We start from the raw sequence: 19,350 nt of genomic DNA on the forward strand, positions 1-19,350 counted from the left end.
ACGCCATGGAGAAGTCCCCGCTCATCGAGGAGTGCACGCTGTGGGTCCCGCCGCACAGCGGGTCCATGATCCCGGCGTAGTGCAACGGGCGCACATGAGCATGGACGGGCAGGACGGCCGCAGCGGTAGCCGGGCCGGCACGTCGCGTCCTCTACTAGCTCCCATAGTAGGCACCGAATCGCCGGGGACCGGTCGTTGGGTGTTAGCCATGAGAACCGTCGTGGGGCATGATCTCCTACTGGACGTAGGAGGAAGTCGATTTCAGGGGCACCGGCATGCAGCCGTACGTAGCGGTACTCGCACTTCTGGGGTTGCTTGCGGCCGTGGTCGCGGCCGTCTATGCGCTGTCGTTCGCGTACACGCCGCCGGGTGCCCCGAGTGCCGGGCCGTTTCTGTCGGGTACACGCCCGCGCGAACACGCACTGTCGCGTCATCACGTGCGCTGGTACGCCGTGACGATGGTCTTCCTGGCCTTCGACATGGAGATGGTCTTCATGTATCCGTGGGCGGTGGTGGTCGCCTCAGTGGGGACGAAGGCGGTCGTCGAGATGTTCGCGTTCCTCGCGCTCCTGATCGTCGGCGTCGTCTACGCGTGGCGCGAGGGGGCCTTCCGATGGGCCTGACGGCACGGCTCCTCCGCTTCGCCCACGCGCATCCCCGCGCGTTCGTCATCACGGCGCCCGGAGCGACACGGACCAGGCTGCTCGTTGAGGCCGAGTTGCGTCGGCGGAACGGACGTATGGTCACATCGCCGGCAGCGGCGGCGATGCTGATCGTGTGCGGACGGCCCGGCTCGGACCTGACGGCGGCGGTGGACACGATCTGGGAGGACATGCCGGGCCCGAGGTCTCTCGTCCGCCTGGACGGGTCCGCATCGGCCGAGCGGGTCGTCGCGGAGCTCGATCGGGCGGCCGGACGGCTGGCGGACACCGCGGCGCAGCGGGCGGACGCCGAGGCCCGCCGAGAGCGCGGACCGTGGTCTCCCGACAGTGATGCCGACGGGATGAATGAGCACGGCGATCAAGCGTCGGGCCATCAGCATGACCACGCGGCCTCGTCAGAGTCGGACGACGGCGGCGGCCACGAAGCGATACGGCATGAAGACGAGGACCACGACGGCGACGACAACGAGCACGCCCCAGCCGCTGACTCGGGTCATGCCGGACACGGTGCGGGTTCGTCCGACGAGGACGAGCAGCACCGCGAGCATATGGAGCATGGCGGCCACGCTGGCCACGGCAACCACGGCAGCGGGCACGGTGGTCATCAGCATCACATGGGGGCGCCGATGGGGCTGGCCATGGCCGAGCGAGCGGCGGACCGGGACGGTTTGAAGCTCGACGTGCTGCACGTCCCGCTCGGTCCGGCTCTTCCCGACTGGCCCGCCGGTCTTGTACTCCGTCTGACGCTGCAAGGGGATGTCGTCCAGGCCGCAGAGGTCGCCGTGATGGAAGGGGCAGCGGACGGATCGTCCTTCTGGGACGAGCCGTGGCTGCGGTCGGCCGCGGGAGAGCAACTGACGACTGCGGACGCTGAACGGCGACGGGCGGCGAGCCATCTCGACAGCGTGGGCCGGCTGCTGGCCGTTGCAGGTTGGGAGAGTGCGGCCGACCAGGCCCGCGAACTGCGCGACGAGATCATCGCGGGGGCGCCCGAGAGCGATGTCGCGCCTCGGGTCGCCAAGCTCGCGCGCCGCACCGGCAGGTCGAGAACGTTGCGGTGGATGCTCAGCGACGTCGGCGTCATCGACCGGGACATGGCCGGTCGCCACGGTCTCATCGGACCGTCCGCCCGCCACCTCGGTGACGCGTTCGCACGGCTGGCCGGCTGGCTCGACGAGATCGGCCAAGCCCTGGGACGCCTGGACGACTCCGCACCCCTGCTGGGGAGCGACGGCCCGCGCGGTCCGGTGGAGCGCCGGACGAGCGCGGCGGTTCTCGCCATGCTCCCCGAGCTGCTGGACGGCGCGGAGTTGGCAGCGGCGCGGCTGACGGTCGCAAGCCTGGACCCGGACATCGACCAGGTCACAGCAGCGAAAGCGGAGGTCCCCGGTGAGTGAGCCGACGCCGGTCTGGGCCGTCGTGGCGCTGCCTCTCGTCCTCGCCGCCTTGGCGTACTCGGCTGCGGCATTGGACACGGCGTTCCGCGCCGGTGGTGGTCCGGCCGCTCCGTTGCGGGAGGGCGTCCGGCTGATCGTCCAGCAGCGGCGGCGCACGCTGGCACCGGATGTCCTGCTCATGCGCATCGGCGTGATCAGCCTTCCGACAGCGGCTCTGCTGGCGGCGACGGTGATCCCCCTCGGCGACACGAGCGTGTGGGATCTGCCGGTGAGCGTCGTGTGGTTCAACGCGATGGAAGTCGTGGCCTGGGGCTCGCTGTGGCTGACCGGATGGGGCGTCAACTCGGCGTTCCCGCTCATCGGCGGTTACCGGTTCCTGGCGCAGGGGCTGGCGTACGAACTGCCGCACATGTTCGCCCTCATCACGGCGGGTCTGGGCGCGGGTTCGCTCGACTTCGGTGACGTGGCCGCCGCGCAGGACGACCTCTGGTTCGTCGTCTGGATGCCTGTCGCGTTCGCGGTCTACCTCCTGTCAGCGCTCGCGATGACCTTCTGGGGGCCGCTGGACCACCCGGTCGCGGACGATCTGGCGGGCGGCGTCGCGGCCGAGTTGTCAGGGCCGGACAGGCTGCTGTTCTTCGCCGGCCGGTTCGCGTTGCTGACCGTCGCGGCGGCGGCCGCGGTGCCACTGTTCCTGGGCGGCGGTGCCGGGCCGTGGCTGCCGGACTGGGCATGGTCGCTGATCAAGACGTGCGCGGTGCTGGCCTTCCTCGTCTGGGTCCGGCAGCGCTTCCCGGTGATCAGGATGGACCGCTTCATGACCGCCGCCTGGATGGTCCTGATCCCGGCCACGCTGCTGCAGACCCTGGTCGTCGGCATCGTGGTCGTGAACTGAGGGAGGTGAGATGCAGACCGTCGCGTTCTGGATCCTGGCGGTGGGGGCCGTGGGTTTCGGTGTGGCCGTCTTCGTCGTCGACTCGATGGCACGGGCGACGTTCGCCCTGCTCGCATCGTTCCTATGCGTCGGCGTGGAACTGCTGCTCCTCGACCTCGACTACCTCGGCGTCCTGGTGATCCTCATGATGATCATGGAGATGCTCATCATGGCGGTCTTCATGATCATGTACATGATGAACCCGGGCGGGCTCATGCCGATGACGATGGTGCACAACCACCGCGGAGCCATCGCCATCTCCGTCGCCGTCTTCGCCGCGCTGGTGGCCGGCATCTTCCGCACCCCGTGGCCGGCACGGCGTGGGACCGTGCCCGCCGACCCGACGTTCGCCGTCGGCGAGGCGATCATGGGGCCGAAGATGCTGGTGATGATGGTGATCGGCATCGCCATCCTCGCCACGATGATCGCCTCCGTGGTGCTGGCGACCGACCGGGGCCGCTACGACCGGCCGTCCGGCGGCAAGGGCGGTGCGAAGTGAACCTCGAGGTCTTTCTCGTGCTCGCCGCCGCCCTGTTCTCGGTCGGGTTGTACGGGGCGCTGTCCCAGCAGTCGATCGTGATGCTGATGATGGGTCTCGAACTCATGATCAACGGGCTCCTCGTCGCCGGCGCCGCGTTCTGGTTCTACGTCGCGCCCGGAGCGGCGGACGGCCAGGTGCTGGTGCTCGTGGCCGTGACCGTGATGGCCTTGGAGATGGCGATGGGATTCGCCGTCGTCACCGCGCTGTTCCGCACCCGCGACATCGACATGACCGACGAGGCCGGAGATCTCAAAGGATGAGCATCCTCGGCTGGCTCCTGCCGGCGGTCCCGATCGTGACCGGCGTGCTGCTGCTCACCGGACGCTTCGTCTTCGGACGCAGCCTGGACCGGCCGGCGCCCGCGATCGCGATAGGGGCCGCGCTGGTCGCGCTGTGCCTGGCGATCGCGGCGGCGATGGTTCGGCCGACCGTGCAGTTCCCGCTCTTCGGGCGGCTGCCCGCGGGTCTGGCGGTGGACGGGCTCTCCGCCGCCCTCGTCCTGACGGTCACGGCGGTCAGTCTCGCCGTCCTGCTGTTCTCCGCCGGAGAGCTCTCCCCGGACGAGTCACGGGCACGCTTCTTCGGCCTGATGCTGGTGTTCACCGGAGCGATGCTCGTGACGGTCACCGCGACCGACCTGGCCGTCCTGCTGATGGGCTGGGAGGTCATGGGCGCGATGTCGTACGCGCTCATCGGCTTCTGGTGGCGGGAGCCGAGAAGGGTCAGCTCGGCGGACATCTCCTTCGTCACCACGCGCGCCGGTGACCTCGGCCTCTACTTCGCCGCCGGCGCCGCCCTGGTCGGAACGGGCGCGCTGAGCCTCAGCGATCTGGCCGCCGCGGACGGACCCTGGCGGGACCTGATCGCGGCCGGCGTCGTCCTGGCCGCGCTGGGCAAGTCGGCGCAGTTGCCGTTCTCGTTCTGGCTGTCGCGGGCCATGGACGGCCCGAGCCCGGTCTCCGCGCTGCTGCACTCGGCGACCATGGTGGCCGCCGGGGCGTACCTGCTGCTGCGCCTGGAGCCGCTGCTGGCGGCGACCGGCTGGGCGGCGACGCTGGTCGCCTGGCTGGGCGCGCTCACCGCGCTGCTGCTGGGCGCGGTCGCCCTGGCCCAGCGCGACCTGAAACAACTGCTGGCGGCGTCGACGTGTGCGCAGATCGGGTTCATGGTGCTCGGCGCCGGAGCCGGCGCAGTGGCCGGTGGCGCCGCGCATCTCGTCGCCCACGCCGCCGTGAAGAGCCTGCTGTTTCTGGGTGCCGGCGCCTGGCTGAGCGCCCTCGGTACCAAGGACCTCATGGAACTGCACGGCGCGGCCCGCCGGCATCGGCTGCTCGGCGTCACCTTCGGCATCGGACTGCTCGCCCTTGCCGGGGCGCCGCCGCTGTCGCTCTGGGCCACCAAGGACACGGTTCTCAGCGCGGCTTTCGAGCACTCTCTCCCGCTGTACGCGGTCGGTCTCGCGGCGGCGCTGCTGTCGGCGGGCTATGCGGGGCGGGCCCTGTTCGCCGTGGCCCGCCCGATCGACGCGATGACGCGAACGGACACCGAGCAGGTGGGGACACGGCACATCAGCCTGCTGGAAAAGCTGCCGCTGCCCGCACTGGCCCTCGGCTCCGCCGCACTCGGAGTCTTCGCGCTGCCACTGGTGGACGAGGCATGGCGCAACCTTCTCGGCACCGGCCGGGAACCGGGCCCGGGGCCTGCCGAGCTGGCGCTCTCCGGCGCCCTGGTGCTGCTCGTCCTGGCGCTGACCTGGGTCTTCGTGCGCCATGGCGGTCGGATCCGGACGGCGTGGGCGGCCCCCGCCCAGCACTGGCTCCATCTCGAACGGCTCGCCGAACTGCTCATCGCCCGCCCGGTGTTCACACTGGCCACCGCACTCGCCCGATTCGACGACCGGGTCATCGACGGAGGCGTGCGCGCGACCGCCGCCACCGGGCGGCTCGCCTCCGCGCTCGCCGGCCGCCGGGTCGAGGTCAGAGTGGACGGGCTCGTCAGAGCGATCGGGCGCGGAACCCGCCGGCTGGCCGACCTCGCCCGCCGTCCGCAGACGGGCCAGGCGCACACCTACTACGCGCAGGCCGCGGTCCTGTTCGCCGTGCTCATCCTCATCGTCCTCCTGGTCAGGTGAACGTGCTCTCCCTAGTGATCTTCCTCCCGCTGGCCGTCGCGCTCGGGCTCTACGCGGTGCCCGGGCTCGGCGCCCGCGCGGTGACCTGGACGTGGATCGCCGCGTGCGCCGTCGACTTCGCCCTGGTCATCGCCATGTGGATCGGGCACGGCACCGGCGACGGGATCTCCTACGAGACGAAGGTGCGCTGGATCCCGTCCGTCTCCGCCGGCTACCACATCGGCGTCGACGGCCTGTCGCTGCCGCTGCTGGCCCTGACCTCGCTGCTGTTCCTGGCCTGCGCGATCTACTCGCTGCGCCAGGAACGGCAGGTACGGGCCTTCGCGGCGCTCTTCCTGTTCCTGCAGACGGTCTCCCTCGGCCTGTTCGCCGCCCTGGACCTGCTGCTGTTCTTCGTGTTCTTCGACCTGTCCATCGTCGGCATGTACTTCGTCATCGCCGGATGGGGACACGGCGACAGGATGCGGTCGGCGCTGAAGTTCTTCCTCTACACCTTCCTCGGCTCGCTCGCCCTGCTGCTGGGGTTCATCGGGCTGTACCTCGGAGCCGAGCCGCACACCTTCGACATGGTCGAACTGACCCGCACGCCGCCACTGGCCGGTTCCACGGGCCTCGCCGGACTCGTGCTGCTGGCGATCGGCATCGGCCTGGCCATCAAGACGCCGACCGTGCCGTTCCACACCTGGCTGCCGCCCGCGCACACCGACGCGCCCGCCGCGGGCTCGGCGATCCTGGCCGGAATCCTGCTGAAGATGGGCACCTACGGGTTCGTCCGGATCGCGATGCCGATGCTGCCGGACGCGTGGCGCCGCTACGCCTGGGTGATCATCATCGTGGGGCTGATCGGCGTCCTGTACGGGGCGCTGGTGGCGTACGCGCAGGAGGACCTGAAGCGGCTGATCGCCTACACCTCGGTCAACCACATGGGGTACATCATCGTGGCGCTCGGCGCCGCCGGCGCGCTCGGCGACCAGGCCGCCCGGCGGCTCGCGGTGGACGGCGCCGCGACCCAGATGGTCAGCCACGGCCTGATCACCGGCGCGCTGTTCCTGCTGGCCGGGGTGCTGTACGACCGGGCCGGCACCTACGACATGGGCCGCTTCGGCGGATTGGCCGGGCGCGCTCCGGTCTTCTCCGCCCTGGTCGCGGTCGGCGCGTTCGCCTCCCTCGGGCTACCCGGCTTCTCCGGCTTCATCGCCGAATTTCAGATCTTCGCCGGGGTCATCGGCAGCGGCGGCACCGGGCTGGTCGTCGTCGGCGCGCTGGCGATCCCGGGCATCCTGATCACCGCCGCCCTGTTCCTGCGCCTGCTGCACCGCGCCGTCCTGGGGCCGCCGGGCGAGCTGACGGCGCGGGTCACCGACGCGCACCGCAGCGAGCTCGGCGCGGTCGTCCCGCTGCTGGCGCCGGCGGTGGTCATCGGGGTCGCGCCCCGGTTCCTGCTGGACGTCATCGAGCCGGCCTCGGCTGCGGTGATCTCGCTGGTGGCACGATGATGCGCGAGAATCCGGCGGATCTGCTGCCGGAACTGTTCCTCCTCGGCGCAGCCGTGATCGGGCTGCTGGCCGGGTCGTTCCTGCCGCGCACGCGGCAGTGGATCGTCGCCGTACTGTGCGCGATCGGGCTGGTGTCCGGCCTGGTGGCCGCGGGTTTCGCCGCCCGCCGGGCGGACCTGATGACCTTCGACGCGTTCATGCTCGACCCGATCACCCATGTGACGCGGATCGTCGTCCTGGCGGCGACGCTGCTGGTGATCGTGCTCGCCGTGAGCCCGATGCGCGGGCACCGCCGGGAGAGCGAGTTCTACGTCCTGATCCTGCTGGCCTCGCTCGGCACGATCACGCTCGGCGCCGCGTCCGACCTCCTGGTGCTGGTGGCGGCCTACCTGCTGGCCAGCATCCCCGGGTACGCGCTGGCGGGCTTCGGGAAGGACGCGCCGGGCACCGAGGCGGCGCTCAAGTACTACCTCGTGGGCGCCTTCCTCGGCATTCTCATGCTGGCCGGCGTCACCCTGCTCTACGGGCTCGGCCGCGGCACGTCCTACGCATCGCTCCGCGCCGAACTCGGGGCGGCTCCGGACGGCGCGGTCATGGTCGGCGTCGTGCTCCTGCTGGCCGGGCTGCTGTTCAAAGCAGGCGCCGTACCCGCCCACTTCTGGGTGCCGGACGTCACCGAGGGCGCTCCCCCGGTCGTCGCGGCGTTCGTCACCACCGTCCCGAAGATCGGGGCCTTCGCCGCCCTCTACCGCTTCGCGGCCGAAGCCCTTCCGCCCGGCCTGGGCGACTGGCCGCTGCTCATCGCGGTCATCGCCACCGCGACCATGACCTTGGGCAACCTCGCCGCGTTCAGGCAGGACAACGTCCGGCGGCTCCTCGCCTACTCCACCGTCAGCCAGGCCGGCTATCTGCTCGTCCCGATCGCGATGGCCGGGCGCAGCGATCTCGCCGAGCCGGCCCTGCTGTTCTATCTCGCCGCGTACGCCATCACCAATATCGGCGCCTTCGCCGTCGTCATCGCCGCCGGCAGCGACGATCTGGCAGCGTACGGCGCGCTGATGCGACGCTCCCGACTCCTGGCGGTGTCCCTGGTCATCTGCCTGCTGGGCCTGGTGGGCACCCCGCCCACCGCCGTCTTCGTCGGCAAACTGCTGATGTTCGGCGCGGCCCTGGACGGTGGCTACACGTGGCTCGCCGCCGTCGCCGCCGTCAACTCCGTCGCCAGCGTCTTCTACTACCTGCGCTGGATCGTGCCCGCATTCGCCAGAGACGCCGACCGGCACGAGCGCCTGGACCGCACTGCCCAATGGACGGCCTACCTGGCGGCCGCGGTTTCCCTCGCCCTCGGCATCGGCAGCGGCGTGGCGCTCAGCATCGGCTGACCTGACCAGCAACTCCCGGTACGGCCGTGCCGCCCAGGCCAGTGACCCGGGCGGCGGCCTTCCTACACCCGATCATGCCTGGATCTTCTCCTTGACGTGCTCTTCCGTGCCTCCTTGGACCGTGGGGGTCCGCAGCGTGGCCAGGGCGAGTCCGGCACCCGCCAGCGCGACGACGGCGGCACCGATGAAGGCGGCCTGGAAACCGTCGGTCAGGCTGGGCAGGTCACCGAGCCGGTCGGCGCCCTGCGAGGTGGCGATGGCGGTCATCACGGCCAGGCCGATCGCCGAGCCGACCTGGTAGGTGGTGTTGACGATTCCGGACGCCAGGCCGCCCTGCTCGGGGGCCACTCCCCCGATCGCCGCCATGGTCGCCGGGATGAACACCAGCGACATGCCGACCGCCGAGATCAGCGAACCCGGCAAGACGTCGGTGGCGAAGCTCCCGCCCGCGTCGATCGTGGACAGCACCGACAGGCCGGCCGCCAGGACGACGAGTCCGGTGACGATGAGCGGCTTGGTGCCGAACCGGGCGATGAGCCGTCCGGTGACGCCGACCATCAGCACCATCATCAGCGCCGTCATCGGCAGCAGCGCCGCGCCGCTCGGGAACGCCCCGTAGCCCAGGACCTGCTGGAGGTAGAGGTTGAGGAAGTACCACATCGGGATCCACGCGGCGCCCAGCACCATCATCGCGACGTTCGCACCCGACAGGTTCGGGGTGCGCCACACCGACAGCGGCATCAGCGGGCTGCGGACGATGCGCTGCAGTCCGACGAAGATCACCAGCAGGAGCACGGCGCCGCCCAGCTGCAGGACGGTCCCGGCGGAGTCCCAGCCCCGTCCGGGCGCCTGGACGATCGCGTAGACCGTGAGGCCCAGCCCGCCGGTGACCGCGAGCGCGCCCAGGACGTCCAGCCCGGCGCGGCGTCCGGGCACGTCCGGCAGGACCGCCGGAACCATCGCCAGCGTGAGCAGGCCGATCGGGATGTAGATGATGAACACCCACGGCCAGCTCAGCCACTCGGTGATGACGCCGCCGAGGAACACGCCGGCCGTGCCTCCGGCCGGGGCCGCCGCCCCGTAGAACGCCATCGCCTTGGCCAGCTCCTTCGGGCGGGCCGAGAACAGCACCATGAGCAGGGTCAGCGCCGACGGTGCGATCAGCGCCGAGCCGACGCCCTGGATCGCGCGGCCGACGATCTCGGCCTCGGCGCCGGTGGCGGCCGCCGCGGCCACCGACCCGCCGATCAGAACCAGCCAGCCGGCGGTGAACACCCGCCGCGCGCCGAACAGGTCCGACAGCCTGCCGCCGAGCAGCAGCAGTCCGCCGAGCGCGACCACGTAGGCGTTGAACACCCATTGCAGGCCGCTCTGGTTGAAGCCGAGCTCCCGCTGCATGTCGGGGAGCGCCACCCCGATGATCGAGGTGTCCATGATGACCATGAACTGGGCGGTGGCGAGCACGGCGAGCGCCCACCAGCGCCTGGGATCTGCGGACATGACAGTCCACCCTTCATGAGATGTACCCCTAGGGGGTATGTCGCGAGGACGATAACATACCCCCTACGGGTAAATCATCCCGAGTGCGGGTGGAATCTCCGACTTCGCCTCTGCCAGTTCGCCGCCGACCTTCCCCAGCGTGGCGTCGTCCATGGCGGTGATGCTCGACGAGGCCGCTGGGTGATCACGGAAGCAGGTCAGGACGTCCGGCACGTCTGCGCCGAGGCGAAGCCGTTCGTGTAGCGGCTCGATCTTGATGTCGGTGCAGCCGGCCTCAGTGAGCAGTGCGCGGATCCGCTCCGGGTCGGCGAGCGAGAACGGACCGGGGCCTGCCGCGCGGCGATGCGGCCGGTCTCGCCGCATCCATGGTGTTCCAGCCGGCCTCGCTTCCCATACCGGACGAGCCTGAAGGCGCGGTGGTCATCGCTCCCCCTCCTACCGCGCATTACCTACTACGCAGCGATAGTACTACTTGTAGTTAGTAGCCGGACGTCGCCTGCCGGCGCGGCACGTGCGAACCTTCGGCTGGCCGCAAACGAACTACGAGACGTACATATGCACGCGAAAGGCTTCTCCATGCACTCCAACCAGGGGCGCTCTGCTCGGCGAGGCACTCTCCCGGCACTTTCTACTATGGTACTTAGTAGTCTGGTGTCGGCAGGGGGACCGCACCCGGAGGAGATTCTCTCCGTCGCGGCCCTCGTCATCGTCACGGCCGTCGGCTACGGCGGCGCGGCGGTATATACCGGGGACGACGTGCCACGGGGAACAGAGGTCTCGGGGGTCGACATCGGCGGGCTCAGTGAGCGATCCGCCGTGGAACGCCTCGATCAGGCAGGTTCGGGTTCACCTCGGTCTTCTCCACCGTCTTCGGCGGACGGGAGATCACTCCTCGGATTCGCATGGACGAGACCCGGTTCGCGGCCGCGCTGGGCCAGCTCAACAAGCGGATCGGCACGCCCGTACGGGAAGGGGCGGTGAAGTTCCGCGGCACCACACCCGAGGCCGTACTTCCGCGACCGGGCGCCGGGCTGGACGCCCGGACGGCCGCCGCTCCGGTCAAGGCCGCTTTCCTCGCGGCACTGAGAGGCAAGCCGACTACTACGGAACTGCCGACAAGCCCGCTGCGGCCGAAGGCGGATGCGAACGAGATCCGCCAGGTCGCGGCGGGGCCGGCACGGGTCGCCGTGTCCGGGCCGGTCACTCTGGCCGTCGATGCCGAGCGGGTCACGGTGGAGCCGAGGAGCTTCGCTCCCCACCTGGTCTTCGCACCCGACGACTCGGGCAAGCTTCGGCTCGTTCCCGCCGCGGAAGGCCGGGGAGTCGATTCCCGAGCACTCGGTGACGCGGTCGCCGGCGCGGTCCTGCTACCCCAGGGGCGTGAGGTGAACGTGCCGATGACCGTCGACAAGCCGCGAGTCGCGACCGACCATGCGCGCGACATGGGCATCAAACAGAAGATCAGTTCTTTCACCACCCGCCATTCGTGCTGTGCGCCCCGGGTCAAGAACATCCACACCATCGCCGACATCCTCGACGGCTACATCGTCCGGCCGGGCGAGACGTTCTCCCTCAACGGGATCGTCGGCAAGCGGGACAAGGCGCGCGGCTTCGTGGAGGCACCGATGATCCTGAACGGGCGGTACGTGGACGACGTCGGCGGCGGGATCTCGCAGTTCGCGACGACGATGTTCAACGCCGTGTTCTTCGGTGGGCTGCAGGACGTCCAGCACGTCCCTCACTCGTACTGCATCTCCCGCTATCCGGCCGGACGCGAGTCGACCGTCTCCTTCCCGCAGCCGGACTTCCGGTGGCGCAACGACTCGCCGTACGGCGTCCTCGTCGACACCGCCTACACCGACACCTCCCTCACCGTGAACTTCTGGAGCACCGAGCGCTACGACATCGAATCGAAGAGTTCCGAGAAGTACGCGATCAAGAGTTTCGAGAGCAAGACCGAGCCGGGGCCGAAGTGCATCCCGATGCCCGGTGCCGAGGGTTTCCAGATCGACGTCTGGCGCATCTTCAAGCAGAACGGGAAGGAGGTGCGCCGCCAGAAGTTCCACACCACCTATGAGGCCGAGCCGCGCATCACGTGCCAGTAGCGAGCGACAGCCCGCGTTCCCGCCCACAGCCGGTTCTCCGGCACAATGTGCGCAGGACGGAGGTGGCGCGTGGCCGGATTGGGTGGAGCACTCGAGCGTTCCATCATGGACGTGCTCTGGGACGCGCCAGGCCCGCTGCGGGTGCGCGAGTTGCTCGCGAAGCTGAACGAGGACGCCGACAAGGCTCTGGCCTACAACACCGTCCAGACCGTGGCCGAAAGGCTCGCGCAGAAGGGCCTGCTGCGGCGCACACCGGACGGGACGGCCTTCCGTTACGCCCCCACCCGCGCGCGGGAGGAGTACGCGGTCGAGTTGATGCTCGACGCGCTCACCGAATCCGACGATCACGGGAGCATCCTGGCGAGGTTCGCCGAAGCCGTCCCGCCCGAGGACGCGCGCCACCTGCTGGACGCCCTGCGCCGGCGGACGTCCGACGACCAGGGGGCATGACGGCGTGATCTACCTCGTGATCAGCCTGGTGTCCACGGCGGTCCTGCTGGGCTGCCTGGCGGGGCCCGCCCTCGATCGACTCCGCCGCCCCGCCGCGCATCCGGGGATCGCCATCGCCTGCTGGTTCGCGGCGCTGGCCGGCACCTTCATCGCCGACATCGGGATCGTCGCGGTGGCGCTGCTGTCACCGCCGGCGCCCGGCCACGGTCTGCTGGAGTGGCTGCGCAACTGCCTGCCCCACCATGGTGACGAGGCGATCATCATGGCGGCCGCCGCGAGCCTGGCGCTGCTGACGGCCTGCTGTTCCAGGCTCGCCCGCAGCCTGCCGCGGCTCAGACGAGCCGTGCGGCACCGGCGCCGGCACTGGGAGATGCTCCGGCTCGTCGCCAAGGAGCATGGACGGCACGACGACGTACTCGTCCTCGACCACCCCATCCCCGTGGCGTATTCGCTGCCCGCCCGGGAGCGCGCGATCGTGGTCAGCACCGGCACGCAGGAGACCCTCACTCCCGAAGAGTTCGGCGCGGTTCTCGTCCATGAACGAACCCACCTGCGTCAGCGGCACCACACGATGCTGCTCATGCTCGACCTCGCCTACGCACTCCTGCCCTGGTTGCCGACTGTCCGCCGGGCGAAGAAGACCCTGCCACTGCTGCTGGAGATGGCCGCGGACGACGCGGCGGCCCGAGCCTGCGGCAGGCGCACGCTCGTCGACGCCCTGTGTCGGCTCGCGGCGACGCCGGGTGTGGCGGGCGCCCTCGGCGCCGCAGGGCCCTCCACGGGGGCGCTGACGGAGAGAGTGCTGCGACTGGAGTCCGCCGAGGTGGTGAAGCCGCGCCGGGTCGTCCGGGCGGCCGCCTCCGCCTTCGTTGCCGTCGCCGTCGCCACGCCCCTCCTGGTCGCCGCCGCGACCATCGTGCAGTTGTCCGACATCTGCTGAGACGGCCGAGGCGGTTTGTCGTATTCGGCCACTTGGGTGGCGAATGAGGCCACTATCTCCTACGCTCCGTAGGAGCCATCGTCCGGTGTCCCCGCCGGGGACAGCGGTGGCCACGCCGAATCCCGCGGCCCCACGCCGTCCGAGGAACCGGGGAACCGTTCTCCATCTGGGGTGAATCCGCTCACCATGAGCGGTAGGGCGACTCCGGCCCGAACCCGGCAGCTCACCCGGTAGGCGTACTGGAGAGGACAGTGCATGCAGCGACGAGCTGCCGGAGAGAGAAGGCCGATCCGCCGCCGGCTCATCACGGGCACGGCTTGGACGGCATCGATCGCCGTTTCCGCGACGCTCGTGGCTCCCCCGCCCGCCTGGGCCGAGCCCCAGCCGACCCGCAAAGAGCTGACCGCCCGGCAGAAGAAGCTCGCCGACGAGGCGGAGAAGCTCAGCGAGCAGTACAACGGGTTGCGCGTGCGCCTGCAGCAGGCGCAGCGTGCCGCCAAGGTGGCCGAGGGCAACGCCGTCCGCCAGAAGAAGGCGCTGGACGAGGCCCGGGATCGGATCGTCAAGCTCGCCGCGGACAGTTACAAGAACGGGCCGGCGGACCCGGCGGTCGCGTTCGCATCGGCGGACGACCCTCAGGCCGTGCTGGACAAGTCGGCCACGCTCCACTACTTCGCCCGCCAGGACAGCACTCGCGTCGCTCACCTGCTGCAGACGATGCAGTCCGCGGAACGATCCCGCAAGTCGGCCGAAGCGCGCGCGAAGCAGGTGCGCGAGCTCACCGGCGAGGCGAAGAAGAAGCGCAAGGAACTTCAGACCAAGCTGAAGAAGGTCGAAACCAAACTCGGTGTCGGCTCCGGCGCTCGCACCAACGCGGGTCCCGCCCCGAACGTGGATCCCGGAGGCGCCTCGGCCAAGGCCATGGGGGCGGTCAGAGCGGCCCTGAGCCAGCGCGGCGTTCCGTACTCGTGGGGCGGCGGCAACGCGTCCGGCCCGTCCTACGGCACCGCGCAGGGCGCCAACATCAAGGGCTTCGACTGCTCCGGACTGACCCTGTACGCCTACGCCCAGGTCGGCATTACCCTCCCCCACTACACCGGGAGCCAGTTCACCGCCGGCACACGTGTCTCGCAGAGCCACCTGAAGCCCGGTGACCTGGTCTTCTTCTACAGCGACCTGCACCACATGGGCCTGTACATCGGCAACGGCAAGATGGTCCACGCCCCGCAGACCGGCGACGTCGTCAAGATCAGCTCGATCTCCGGCCGCCCGTTCGCCGGCGGCGTCCGCGTGGCCTGACCACCGCCGCCCTGAGCGGCCCGGTACCGCGTCCCCGTCACCCACCCCTGGGGTGACGGGGACGTCCTTTGGCTGCCTCTCCTACAGCCTCCCCAGCTGGAGGTCTTGGGGGGCCGATGGCGACCAGTTCCGTAGCGACGCCCGGCTCGGTACGGGTCGCGCCGCTACATCGGGAAGTGGCAGTGGCGTTCAAGGAGAGCCGTGATGGCCGGGTTGGCGGCGAGTGCCAGCGGCAGCGTCGCAAGCAGAGCGCCGACGCCGCCGGTGAGACGTCCGGTACGGGACAGGGGGTCGTGAGGTGCGAGAAGGCGGGGAACGCACGGCCGAACGCGACGGCGAGGTTGATGGCGAGATCGCGGCGGCCCGCCAGATGCGCGCGTTCATGGGCGAGGACCGCGGACAACTGATCCTCAGGAAGCGGTTCGAGCGCCCCAGTGCTCAGCACGACACAGCGGTGGCGTCCGGGCAGGCCGCCAGGCCGTGCGGTGTCCGGACGATCGGCACCACCCGCATCAGGCCGGCGAGGACCACCGCCGCCATAACGGAAGCCCCGGCCGTCTGCCAGGCGAGTACGCCGAGCCGCGGGGCACGGTCGGCCCAGCCGCGGGCACGCATGAGCCGGGGCCCCAGGATTCCCAGTAGTGCCGCGTAGGCGAGGAGGGTGGCGGCCGCGGTCACGTGGTGTCCCGCGGCTGCACGACCTTGAGCGCCGCCTGCAAGGCCCTGCTCTCCTCCGGTGACAGGTCGGACAGGAAGTGCACGAGCGCGGCGGCCTGGTTGTTGCTGGTCGCGAGCGCCTCGCGCATGAGTTTGGCGGTGTAGCCCTCCCGCGAGGCCACCGCCTCGTACTCGTACGCACGCCCCACGCGCTTCCTGCGCAGCCACCCCTTCTTGTGCAGGTTGTCCATAACGGTCATCACCGTGGTGTAGGCGATCGACCGCTCGCGCTGGAGGTCTTCAAGGACCTCGCGGACGTTGGCCGGGCGGCCGTAGGACCACATCCGGTCCATCACCGCGGCCTCCAGGTCGCCGAAGCGCTGCCCGGCCATGATCTACCGCCTTCCGACGTCACGCCTGCTGGATCGGCTCCGCATACTACAGCCCATAGTAGGTCCCTCTCGCTGGCCCGCGCGGAGATCAGTTCGGCTCGGCGGTCCCCCAGAACTCCCCGGTGGCCGTCGTCTCGCGCAGAGTCTGGAGCGTCGAACGGGAGAACCAGCCGGCGCTGCGATCGATCCGTCCGCTCTCGTGGATCCCGAATCGTTCAGAAGCTGTCGGCGGGGGGGGCCGGCGGACCGCGTCCGGTCGGGCATCAGGTCGGCGACCGCCAGCCGTCCCCCGGACCTGAGCCAGATCTCGCCGCTGGGCGCGGCCGAGGCCGGTTCGGTGAGCATTTGGTGATGCCACTGCCCCGCCGTTCCGTCCGTCATGCGCTCGGCTTGCATCGTCGTCGTCCGCCCTCCATGGCATCTACTACCAGGCTTCGTAGATCGATGCATCAAGTAGGCGCGGAGGTGTCTGCACCGGTTCTGACCGCCAGAACGCGCTGCCAGAAGTCCGGCGGGCCGTCCAGCTCGTCGCCGCGCCTCAGTGACGTTCTTGGTGATCCGCCACACGCTGCCGGCGGTGGCGGTTCCGCGGCGAGGCGGTCGGCATCCTGCCGGCAATGCTCTCCATAAAGTCGCAGGCGCGTCCGGAGCCGTGGTCCTGCGGGTCTCCAGGGCGGTAGCAGCCAATCGTGGGGAACGGGCCGAACTTCTGGTCGATCTCCAGCATGATCTTGCGCATGCGGGGCGTGACGCCGGGCCGGCGCCGCTGTTCCTCCGCCTGGGCGAGCTGACCGTCTTTGGAGTCGGTCATTTTGCGTCCCGTCCGGCCGACTCTTCGCGGCGGTTCACGTCCATGGGACGGATCGCGAGGTGAGCGGAGGCTCCGCTCGTTCATCGCATCAGGGGGAGGGTGAGGAAGGGGGCGCCGGACGGGCGGGGGGAGCCGCCCGCGGGTTCGATGGTCATGCCGATCTGTTGGGCGTTGCCGAGCCCGGAGGCGATGATGGGCCGGGACGGGCGGCCGGCGGGCGGCCGCAGGACGCCGCCGGGGCGCGGGGCGGCGGAGGGGGCCAGGAACCACACCTGGTAGGTCTTCGCCGACGGCAGTTGCCTGAGCCGGGACGTGGTGATCACTGCCTTGTCCAGCGACCGGGACGACACGACGGTGACCGTGGCGTCGTCCTGGGTCCGGGTTGTGGAGGTCTGTGCGTCGGGGGCGGTCAGCACGGCGGCCAGCCGCCGGTTGAGGTCCTGCGCGTGTTCGGCGTCGCCGTGGAAGTGGGCGGCGGTGATGCCGCCGGCGAGGGCGAGGATCAGGCACGCCGCGGCGGCCAGCCAGCTCGGCCCGAGGCCCCGGGCGGAGGGAAGCCGCCGGGTGAGCCGGGGCGGCGACTGCCGGGTCCGGCTGATCTCGGCGAGCACCCGGTCGCGGAGTGCGGGCGGCGGTTGCCGGGACACGGCCAGCGCCAGCCGGGCGGTGGTCTCGCGCAGGCCTGCGGCCTGGTCGGCGCAGGCGGGGCAGCCGGGCAGATGGCGTTCGAACCGGCGCCGTTCGGTGTCGGACAGGGCGTCCAGGGCGTAGGCGCCGGCGAGGTCGTGCGGGTCGTGGGTCATGGCTGCACCCCCAGGCAGTCGCGCAGCCGGATCAGCCCGTCGCGCATCCGGGTCTTGACGGCGGCGAGGCCGACGCCGAGCAGTTCGGCGACCTCCCGGTAGGTGTAGCCGCCGTAGTAGGCCAGCGCGATCGACTCGCGCTGGGTGTCGGTGAGGCCGCGCGGGCAGCGGTGCACCTCCTGGTGCTCCAACCGCGTGCCGGCCTGTTCGGCGACCTGGTCGTAGTCCGGGCCGGGGGCGCCGGCGCGCTGCTCGCGGTCGCGGCTCGCCTGGGCGGAGCGGACCCGGTCGATCGCGCGGCGGTGCGCCATCGTCAGCGCCCACGCGGTCGCGTCGCCCTTGTCCGGCCGGTAGTGCGAGGTCGCCGCGGGCGACCAGGACGAGCAGTTCGCCGAGGTCCGGGACGACGGGGGCGCGCCGCGTCCGCTCGATGGATCCTCCAGCACGGCCGCGCCCGCGACCGGCAAGCCGTTCGGTCCGGCGTGCTCGGCCGTCCCCGCCCCCGGCAAGGGCGGGATCCCCGAGGCCACGCTCGACAAGGTCATGGCCGACAGGGAGACGGTGAAGATCATCCTGGAGCCTCACGACCTTGCAGGGCGGCACGCTGACCACCAGCGGCTCGGGCGAGTCCTCCACGGTCGGCAAGGACAACGCCAACGTGGTGTGCGGCAACGTCCAGACCGCCAACGCCACCGTCTACATCATCGACTCCGTCCTGATGCCGCCCCCAAGTAACCCCGCGAACGGCCGGTGGACGGTCAGGACCCACGGGGCGGAGGGAAGACCGGCCGTCCACCGCGCCTCCACCCGCCGAAACCCCCGATGGCGCAGACCGCCCCCAGCAGCGGACTCCGGGGTTGGGGAACCCGCCGTCGAGGACGGTGACGAACCGGGACGGAGGGCGGCGCGTCTAAGCCCGAAAGGTAGATGATCAACGAACGGGGAGGGATTCGATGTCATCCCCGGCGAGGACAGCTCTGGCGGCCTGCTGGCTGATCGGGTTGGTGGTGGTCGCGGGATGCCAGGATGGCAACCCGGTCACCTCCAAGACCGGCACCGCGAGTCCGTCCTCGGTCAGCCCCTCGACACCGCCGTTCGCCGGCGCGGACGATGGCGGTCAATTGCGGATCGTGGAAAAGGGCTTCTCCCGGTTCAACAAGGTTCTGGATGAAGGCGATAAGGACCCGATCGTGTCCTATGGCCTGGTGGTGGAGAACACCAGCCGCCGCATGATCGCTGTTTCGAGTGTGGACATCGAGCCTCTGAACCAGAGAGGCGAGAAGATCCGGGGCCAGGCGGGGGTCCTGCTGCCGCCCGTCCTGCCCGGCCAGCGCTCCGGCGGAGGCTTCTACAGCAGCATGCTCGGTGTTCAGACCACGTTGAAGGACGAGCCCATCGCCGAGATTCGACTCAAGGTCCGCACGCAGTGGTGGCCGCTGGAGAGCTCGATCCGCGACCTGGAGGGCAAGATGATGAACGGCAAGGTCGCGCCGCTGAACGCGAGCAAGGTCAGGGTCGAGCCGCAACGGAAGCACCCCACACGCAAGATGCTGTCCTTCACCGTCCAGTCCGGTTACGACAAGCCGGTGCGGGGAAGCGCCATGGCGGTCCTGCGGAGCTCCAGCGGCGCGATCATCGGAGGCACATCCGGCTGGAGCAGCCAGCCCAGCCCCAGCCTCTACTCGCCCGGGCGCTCCACGGGCAAGATCAAAATGAGGTGGACGCTGCCCGGCACCGATCACTCCAGGACCCAGGTGTACCTCTGCCCGGTCGAGTGCGCGAACGTCTACAACTCGCTCGGAGGGTGAGGGGCGCCCGGCCTTCGGCCGCTCACCCTGCGGGCGTCCCCC

Annotated in this window: 21 protein-coding genes, 2 pseudogenes and 1 riboswitch; of the genes and pseudogenes, 14 read left to right on the forward strand and 9 right to left on the reverse strand. The window is 70.3% G+C overall.

Translation table 11 applies throughout. The features are described 5' to 3' along the window. Positions 1-7: 7 nt before the first annotated feature. Positions 8-67, reverse strand: a pseudogene (locus tag ABZ806_RS22595) (DUF2752 domain-containing protein); the annotation flags it as partial. A 208-nt stretch (positions 68-275) separates the two neighbouring features. On the opposite strand from ABZ806_RS22595, the gene ABZ806_RS22600 reads away from it, so the two are divergent. From ABZ806_RS22600 to ABZ806_RS22635, 8 genes are read left to right on the forward strand one after another with little or no spacing between them, the layout of a single operon-like run. Beyond that, on the forward strand, positions 276-623 hold the full coding sequence (locus ABZ806_RS22600) for an NADH-quinone oxidoreductase subunit A (RefSeq protein ID WP_500219329.1): 348 nt from the start codon (positions 276-278) through the stop codon (positions 621-623). Then, positions 614-2,059, forward strand: a complete 1,446-nt coding sequence (locus ABZ806_RS22605) for a hypothetical protein (protein WP_500219330.1) — start codon at positions 614-616, stop codon at positions 2,057-2,059. Before ABZ806_RS22600 ends, ABZ806_RS22605 begins: the two co-directional genes overlap by 10 nt. Further along, on the forward strand, positions 2,052-2,954 hold the full coding sequence (locus tag ABZ806_RS22610; RefSeq protein ID WP_500219331.1) for a complex I subunit 1 family protein: 903 nt from the start codon (positions 2,052-2,054) through the stop codon (positions 2,952-2,954). Before ABZ806_RS22605 ends, ABZ806_RS22610 begins: the two co-directional genes overlap by 8 nt. 10 nt (positions 2,955-2,964) lie before the next feature. Further along, entirely contained in the window at positions 2,965-3,492 is a 528-nt protein-coding gene (locus tag ABZ806_RS22615) for an NADH-quinone oxidoreductase subunit J (RefSeq protein ID WP_500219332.1), read from the forward strand. Next, positions 3,489-3,794, forward strand: a complete 306-nt coding sequence (gene nuoK / locus ABZ806_RS22620) for an NADH-quinone oxidoreductase subunit NuoK (RefSeq protein ID WP_500219333.1) — start codon at positions 3,489-3,491, stop codon at positions 3,792-3,794. The genes ABZ806_RS22615 and nuoK overlap by 4 nt, the downstream gene beginning before the upstream one ends. After that, positions 3,791-5,665 (forward strand): NADH-quinone oxidoreductase subunit 5 family protein, encoded by a 1,875-nt coding sequence (locus ABZ806_RS22625; protein WP_500219334.1) that lies wholly within the window; start codon positions 3,791-3,793, stop codon positions 5,663-5,665. Before nuoK ends, ABZ806_RS22625 begins: the two co-directional genes overlap by 4 nt. Continuing rightward, positions 5,662-7,161, forward strand: a complete 1,500-nt coding sequence (locus ABZ806_RS22630; RefSeq protein ID WP_500219335.1) for a complex I subunit 4 family protein — start codon at positions 5,662-5,664, stop codon at positions 7,159-7,161. Before ABZ806_RS22625 ends, ABZ806_RS22630 begins: the two co-directional genes overlap by 4 nt. Then, the gene (locus ABZ806_RS22635) at positions 7,158-8,543 is read left to right on the forward strand and encodes an NADH-quinone oxidoreductase subunit N (RefSeq protein WP_500219336.1); all 1,386 of its coding nucleotides are present in this window, start codon (positions 7,158-7,160) and stop codon (positions 8,541-8,543) included. Before ABZ806_RS22630 ends, ABZ806_RS22635 begins: the two co-directional genes overlap by 4 nt. Positions 8,544-8,615: 72 nt before the next feature. Here the strand turns inward: ABZ806_RS22635 and ABZ806_RS22640 are convergent, their stop codons facing one another. Next, on the reverse strand, positions 8,616-10,043 hold the full coding sequence (locus tag ABZ806_RS22640; protein WP_500219337.1) for an MFS transporter: 1,428 nt from the start codon (positions 10,041-10,043) through the stop codon (positions 8,616-8,618). Between the two features lie 63 nt (positions 10,044-10,106). Beyond that, complete coding sequence (locus tag ABZ806_RS22645; RefSeq protein ID WP_500219338.1) at positions 10,107-10,406, reverse strand: hypothetical protein; 300 nt, start codon at positions 10,404-10,406, stop codon at positions 10,107-10,109. A 539-nt stretch (positions 10,407-10,945) separates the two neighbouring features. Here ABZ806_RS22645 and ABZ806_RS22650 point away from each other — a divergent pair. The 4 genes from ABZ806_RS22650 to ABZ806_RS22665 all read left to right on the forward strand — a co-directional run bounded on the left by ABZ806_RS22650 (position 10,946) and on the right by ABZ806_RS22665 (position 14,837). Continuing rightward, positions 10,946-12,148 carry a VanW family protein gene (locus ABZ806_RS22650; protein WP_500219339.1) on the forward strand — a complete coding sequence of 401 codons (1,203 nt, stop codon included), beginning with the start codon at positions 10,946-10,948 and terminating at the stop codon, positions 12,146-12,148. A 45-nt stretch (positions 12,149-12,193) separates the two neighbouring features. Next, complete coding sequence (locus tag ABZ806_RS22655) at positions 12,194-12,598, forward strand: BlaI/MecI/CopY family transcriptional regulator (RefSeq protein WP_500219340.1); 405 nt, start codon at positions 12,194-12,196, stop codon at positions 12,596-12,598. 4 nt (positions 12,599-12,602) lie between these two features. Beyond that, complete coding sequence (locus ABZ806_RS22660; protein ID WP_500219341.1) at positions 12,603-13,538, forward strand: M56 family metallopeptidase; 936 nt, start codon at positions 12,603-12,605, stop codon at positions 13,536-13,538. A 103-nt stretch (positions 13,539-13,641) separates the two neighbouring features. Then, positions 13,642-13,790: riboswitch (cyclic di-AMP (ydaO/yuaA leader) on the forward strand. Between the two features lie 3 nt (positions 13,791-13,793). Further along, complete coding sequence (locus tag ABZ806_RS22665; protein ID WP_500219342.1) at positions 13,794-14,837, forward strand: C40 family peptidase; 1,044 nt, start codon at positions 13,794-13,796, stop codon at positions 14,835-14,837. A 37-nt stretch (positions 14,838-14,874) separates the two neighbouring features. Here the strand turns inward: ABZ806_RS22665 and ABZ806_RS22670 are convergent, their stop codons facing one another. From ABZ806_RS22670 to ABZ806_RS22695, 6 genes are all read right to left on the reverse strand, one after another. Then, positions 14,875-15,282 (reverse strand): hypothetical protein, encoded by a 408-nt coding sequence (locus ABZ806_RS22670; RefSeq protein ID WP_500219343.1) that lies wholly within the window; start codon positions 15,280-15,282, stop codon positions 14,875-14,877. After that, positions 15,276-15,515, reverse strand: a complete 240-nt coding sequence (locus ABZ806_RS22675) for a hypothetical protein (RefSeq protein ID WP_500219344.1) — start codon at positions 15,513-15,515, stop codon at positions 15,276-15,278. The genes ABZ806_RS22670 and ABZ806_RS22675 overlap by 7 nt, the downstream gene beginning before the upstream one ends. Further along, positions 15,512-15,886, reverse strand: a complete 375-nt coding sequence (locus tag ABZ806_RS22680; protein WP_500219345.1) for a BlaI/MecI/CopY family transcriptional regulator — start codon at positions 15,884-15,886, stop codon at positions 15,512-15,514. Before ABZ806_RS22680 ends, ABZ806_RS22675 begins: the two co-directional genes overlap by 4 nt. 538 nt (positions 15,887-16,424) lie before the next feature. After that, positions 16,425-16,697: a VldE C-terminal domain-containing protein gene (locus ABZ806_RS22685; protein ID WP_500219346.1), complete on the reverse strand. Its 273-nt coding sequence runs from the start codon at positions 16,695-16,697 to the stop codon at positions 16,425-16,427. Positions 16,698-16,777: 80 nt separating this feature from the next. Then, on the reverse strand, positions 16,778-17,500 hold the full coding sequence (locus ABZ806_RS22690; protein WP_500219347.1) for an anti-sigma factor: 723 nt from the start codon (positions 17,498-17,500) through the stop codon (positions 16,778-16,780). After that, positions 17,497-18,072 (reverse strand): sigma-70 family RNA polymerase sigma factor, encoded by a 576-nt coding sequence (locus ABZ806_RS22695; RefSeq protein ID WP_500219348.1) that lies wholly within the window; start codon positions 18,070-18,072, stop codon positions 17,497-17,499. Before ABZ806_RS22695 ends, ABZ806_RS22690 begins: the two co-directional genes overlap by 4 nt. Positions 18,073-18,077: 5 nt before the next feature. Between ABZ806_RS22695 and ABZ806_RS22700 the strand changes: the two are divergent. Beyond that, positions 18,078-18,224: pseudogene (locus ABZ806_RS22700) on the forward strand (fasciclin domain-containing protein); the annotation flags it as partial. A 229-nt stretch (positions 18,225-18,453) separates the two neighbouring features. Then, positions 18,454-19,308: a hypothetical protein gene (locus tag ABZ806_RS22705; protein ID WP_500219349.1), complete on the forward strand. Its 855-nt coding sequence runs from the start codon at positions 18,454-18,456 to the stop codon at positions 19,306-19,308. Positions 19,309-19,350 lie beyond the last annotated feature (42 nt).

This window comes from Spirillospora sp. NPDC047418, assembly GCF_040643275.1.
Lineage (GTDB): Bacteria > Actinomycetota > Actinomycetes > Streptosporangiales > Streptosporangiaceae > Spirillospora.

Coding starts and splice junctions, on each gene's coding strand:
- ABZ806_RS22665 (WP_500219342.1), top strand. CDS start 13,794: ATGCAGCGACGAGCTGCCGGAGAGAGAAGGCCGATCCGCCGCCGGCTC.
- ABZ806_RS22695 (WP_500219348.1), bottom strand. CDS start 18,072: ATGATCTTCACCGTCTCCCTGTCGGCCATGACCTTGTCGAGCGTGGCC.
- ABZ806_RS22680 (WP_500219345.1), bottom strand. CDS start 15,886: ATGGCCGGGCAGCGCTTCGGCGACCTGGAGGCCGCGGTGATGGACCGG.
- ABZ806_RS22690 (WP_500219347.1), bottom strand. CDS start 17,500: ATGACCCACGACCCGCACGACCTCGCCGGCGCCTACGCCCTGGACGCC.
- ABZ806_RS22645 (WP_500219338.1), bottom strand. CDS start 10,406: ATGCGGCGAGACCGGCCGCATCGCCGCGCGGCAGGCCCCGGTCCGTTC.
- ABZ806_RS22635 (WP_500219336.1), top strand. CDS start 7,158: ATGATGCGCGAGAATCCGGCGGATCTGCTGCCGGAACTGTTCCTCCTC.
- ABZ806_RS22655 (WP_500219340.1), top strand. CDS start 12,194: ATGTGCGCAGGACGGAGGTGGCGCGTGGCCGGATTGGGTGGAGCACTC.
- ABZ806_RS22650 (WP_500219339.1), top strand. CDS start 10,946: ATGGACGAGACCCGGTTCGCGGCCGCGCTGGGCCAGCTCAACAAGCGG.
- ABZ806_RS22685 (WP_500219346.1), bottom strand. CDS start 16,697: ATGACCGACTCCAAAGACGGTCAGCTCGCCCAGGCGGAGGAACAGCGG.
- ABZ806_RS22605 (WP_500219330.1), top strand. CDS start 614: ATGGGCCTGACGGCACGGCTCCTCCGCTTCGCCCACGCGCATCCCCGC.
- ABZ806_RS22615 (WP_500219332.1), top strand. CDS start 2,965: ATGCAGACCGTCGCGTTCTGGATCCTGGCGGTGGGGGCCGTGGGTTTC.
- ABZ806_RS22600 (WP_500219329.1), top strand. CDS start 276: ATGCAGCCGTACGTAGCGGTACTCGCACTTCTGGGGTTGCTTGCGGCC.
- ABZ806_RS22625 (WP_500219334.1), top strand. CDS start 3,791: ATGAGCATCCTCGGCTGGCTCCTGCCGGCGGTCCCGATCGTGACCGGC.
- ABZ806_RS22705 (WP_500219349.1), top strand. CDS start 18,454: ATGTCATCCCCGGCGAGGACAGCTCTGGCGGCCTGCTGGCTGATCGGG.
- ABZ806_RS22640 (WP_500219337.1), bottom strand. CDS start 10,043: ATGTCCGCAGATCCCAGGCGCTGGTGGGCGCTCGCCGTGCTCGCCACC.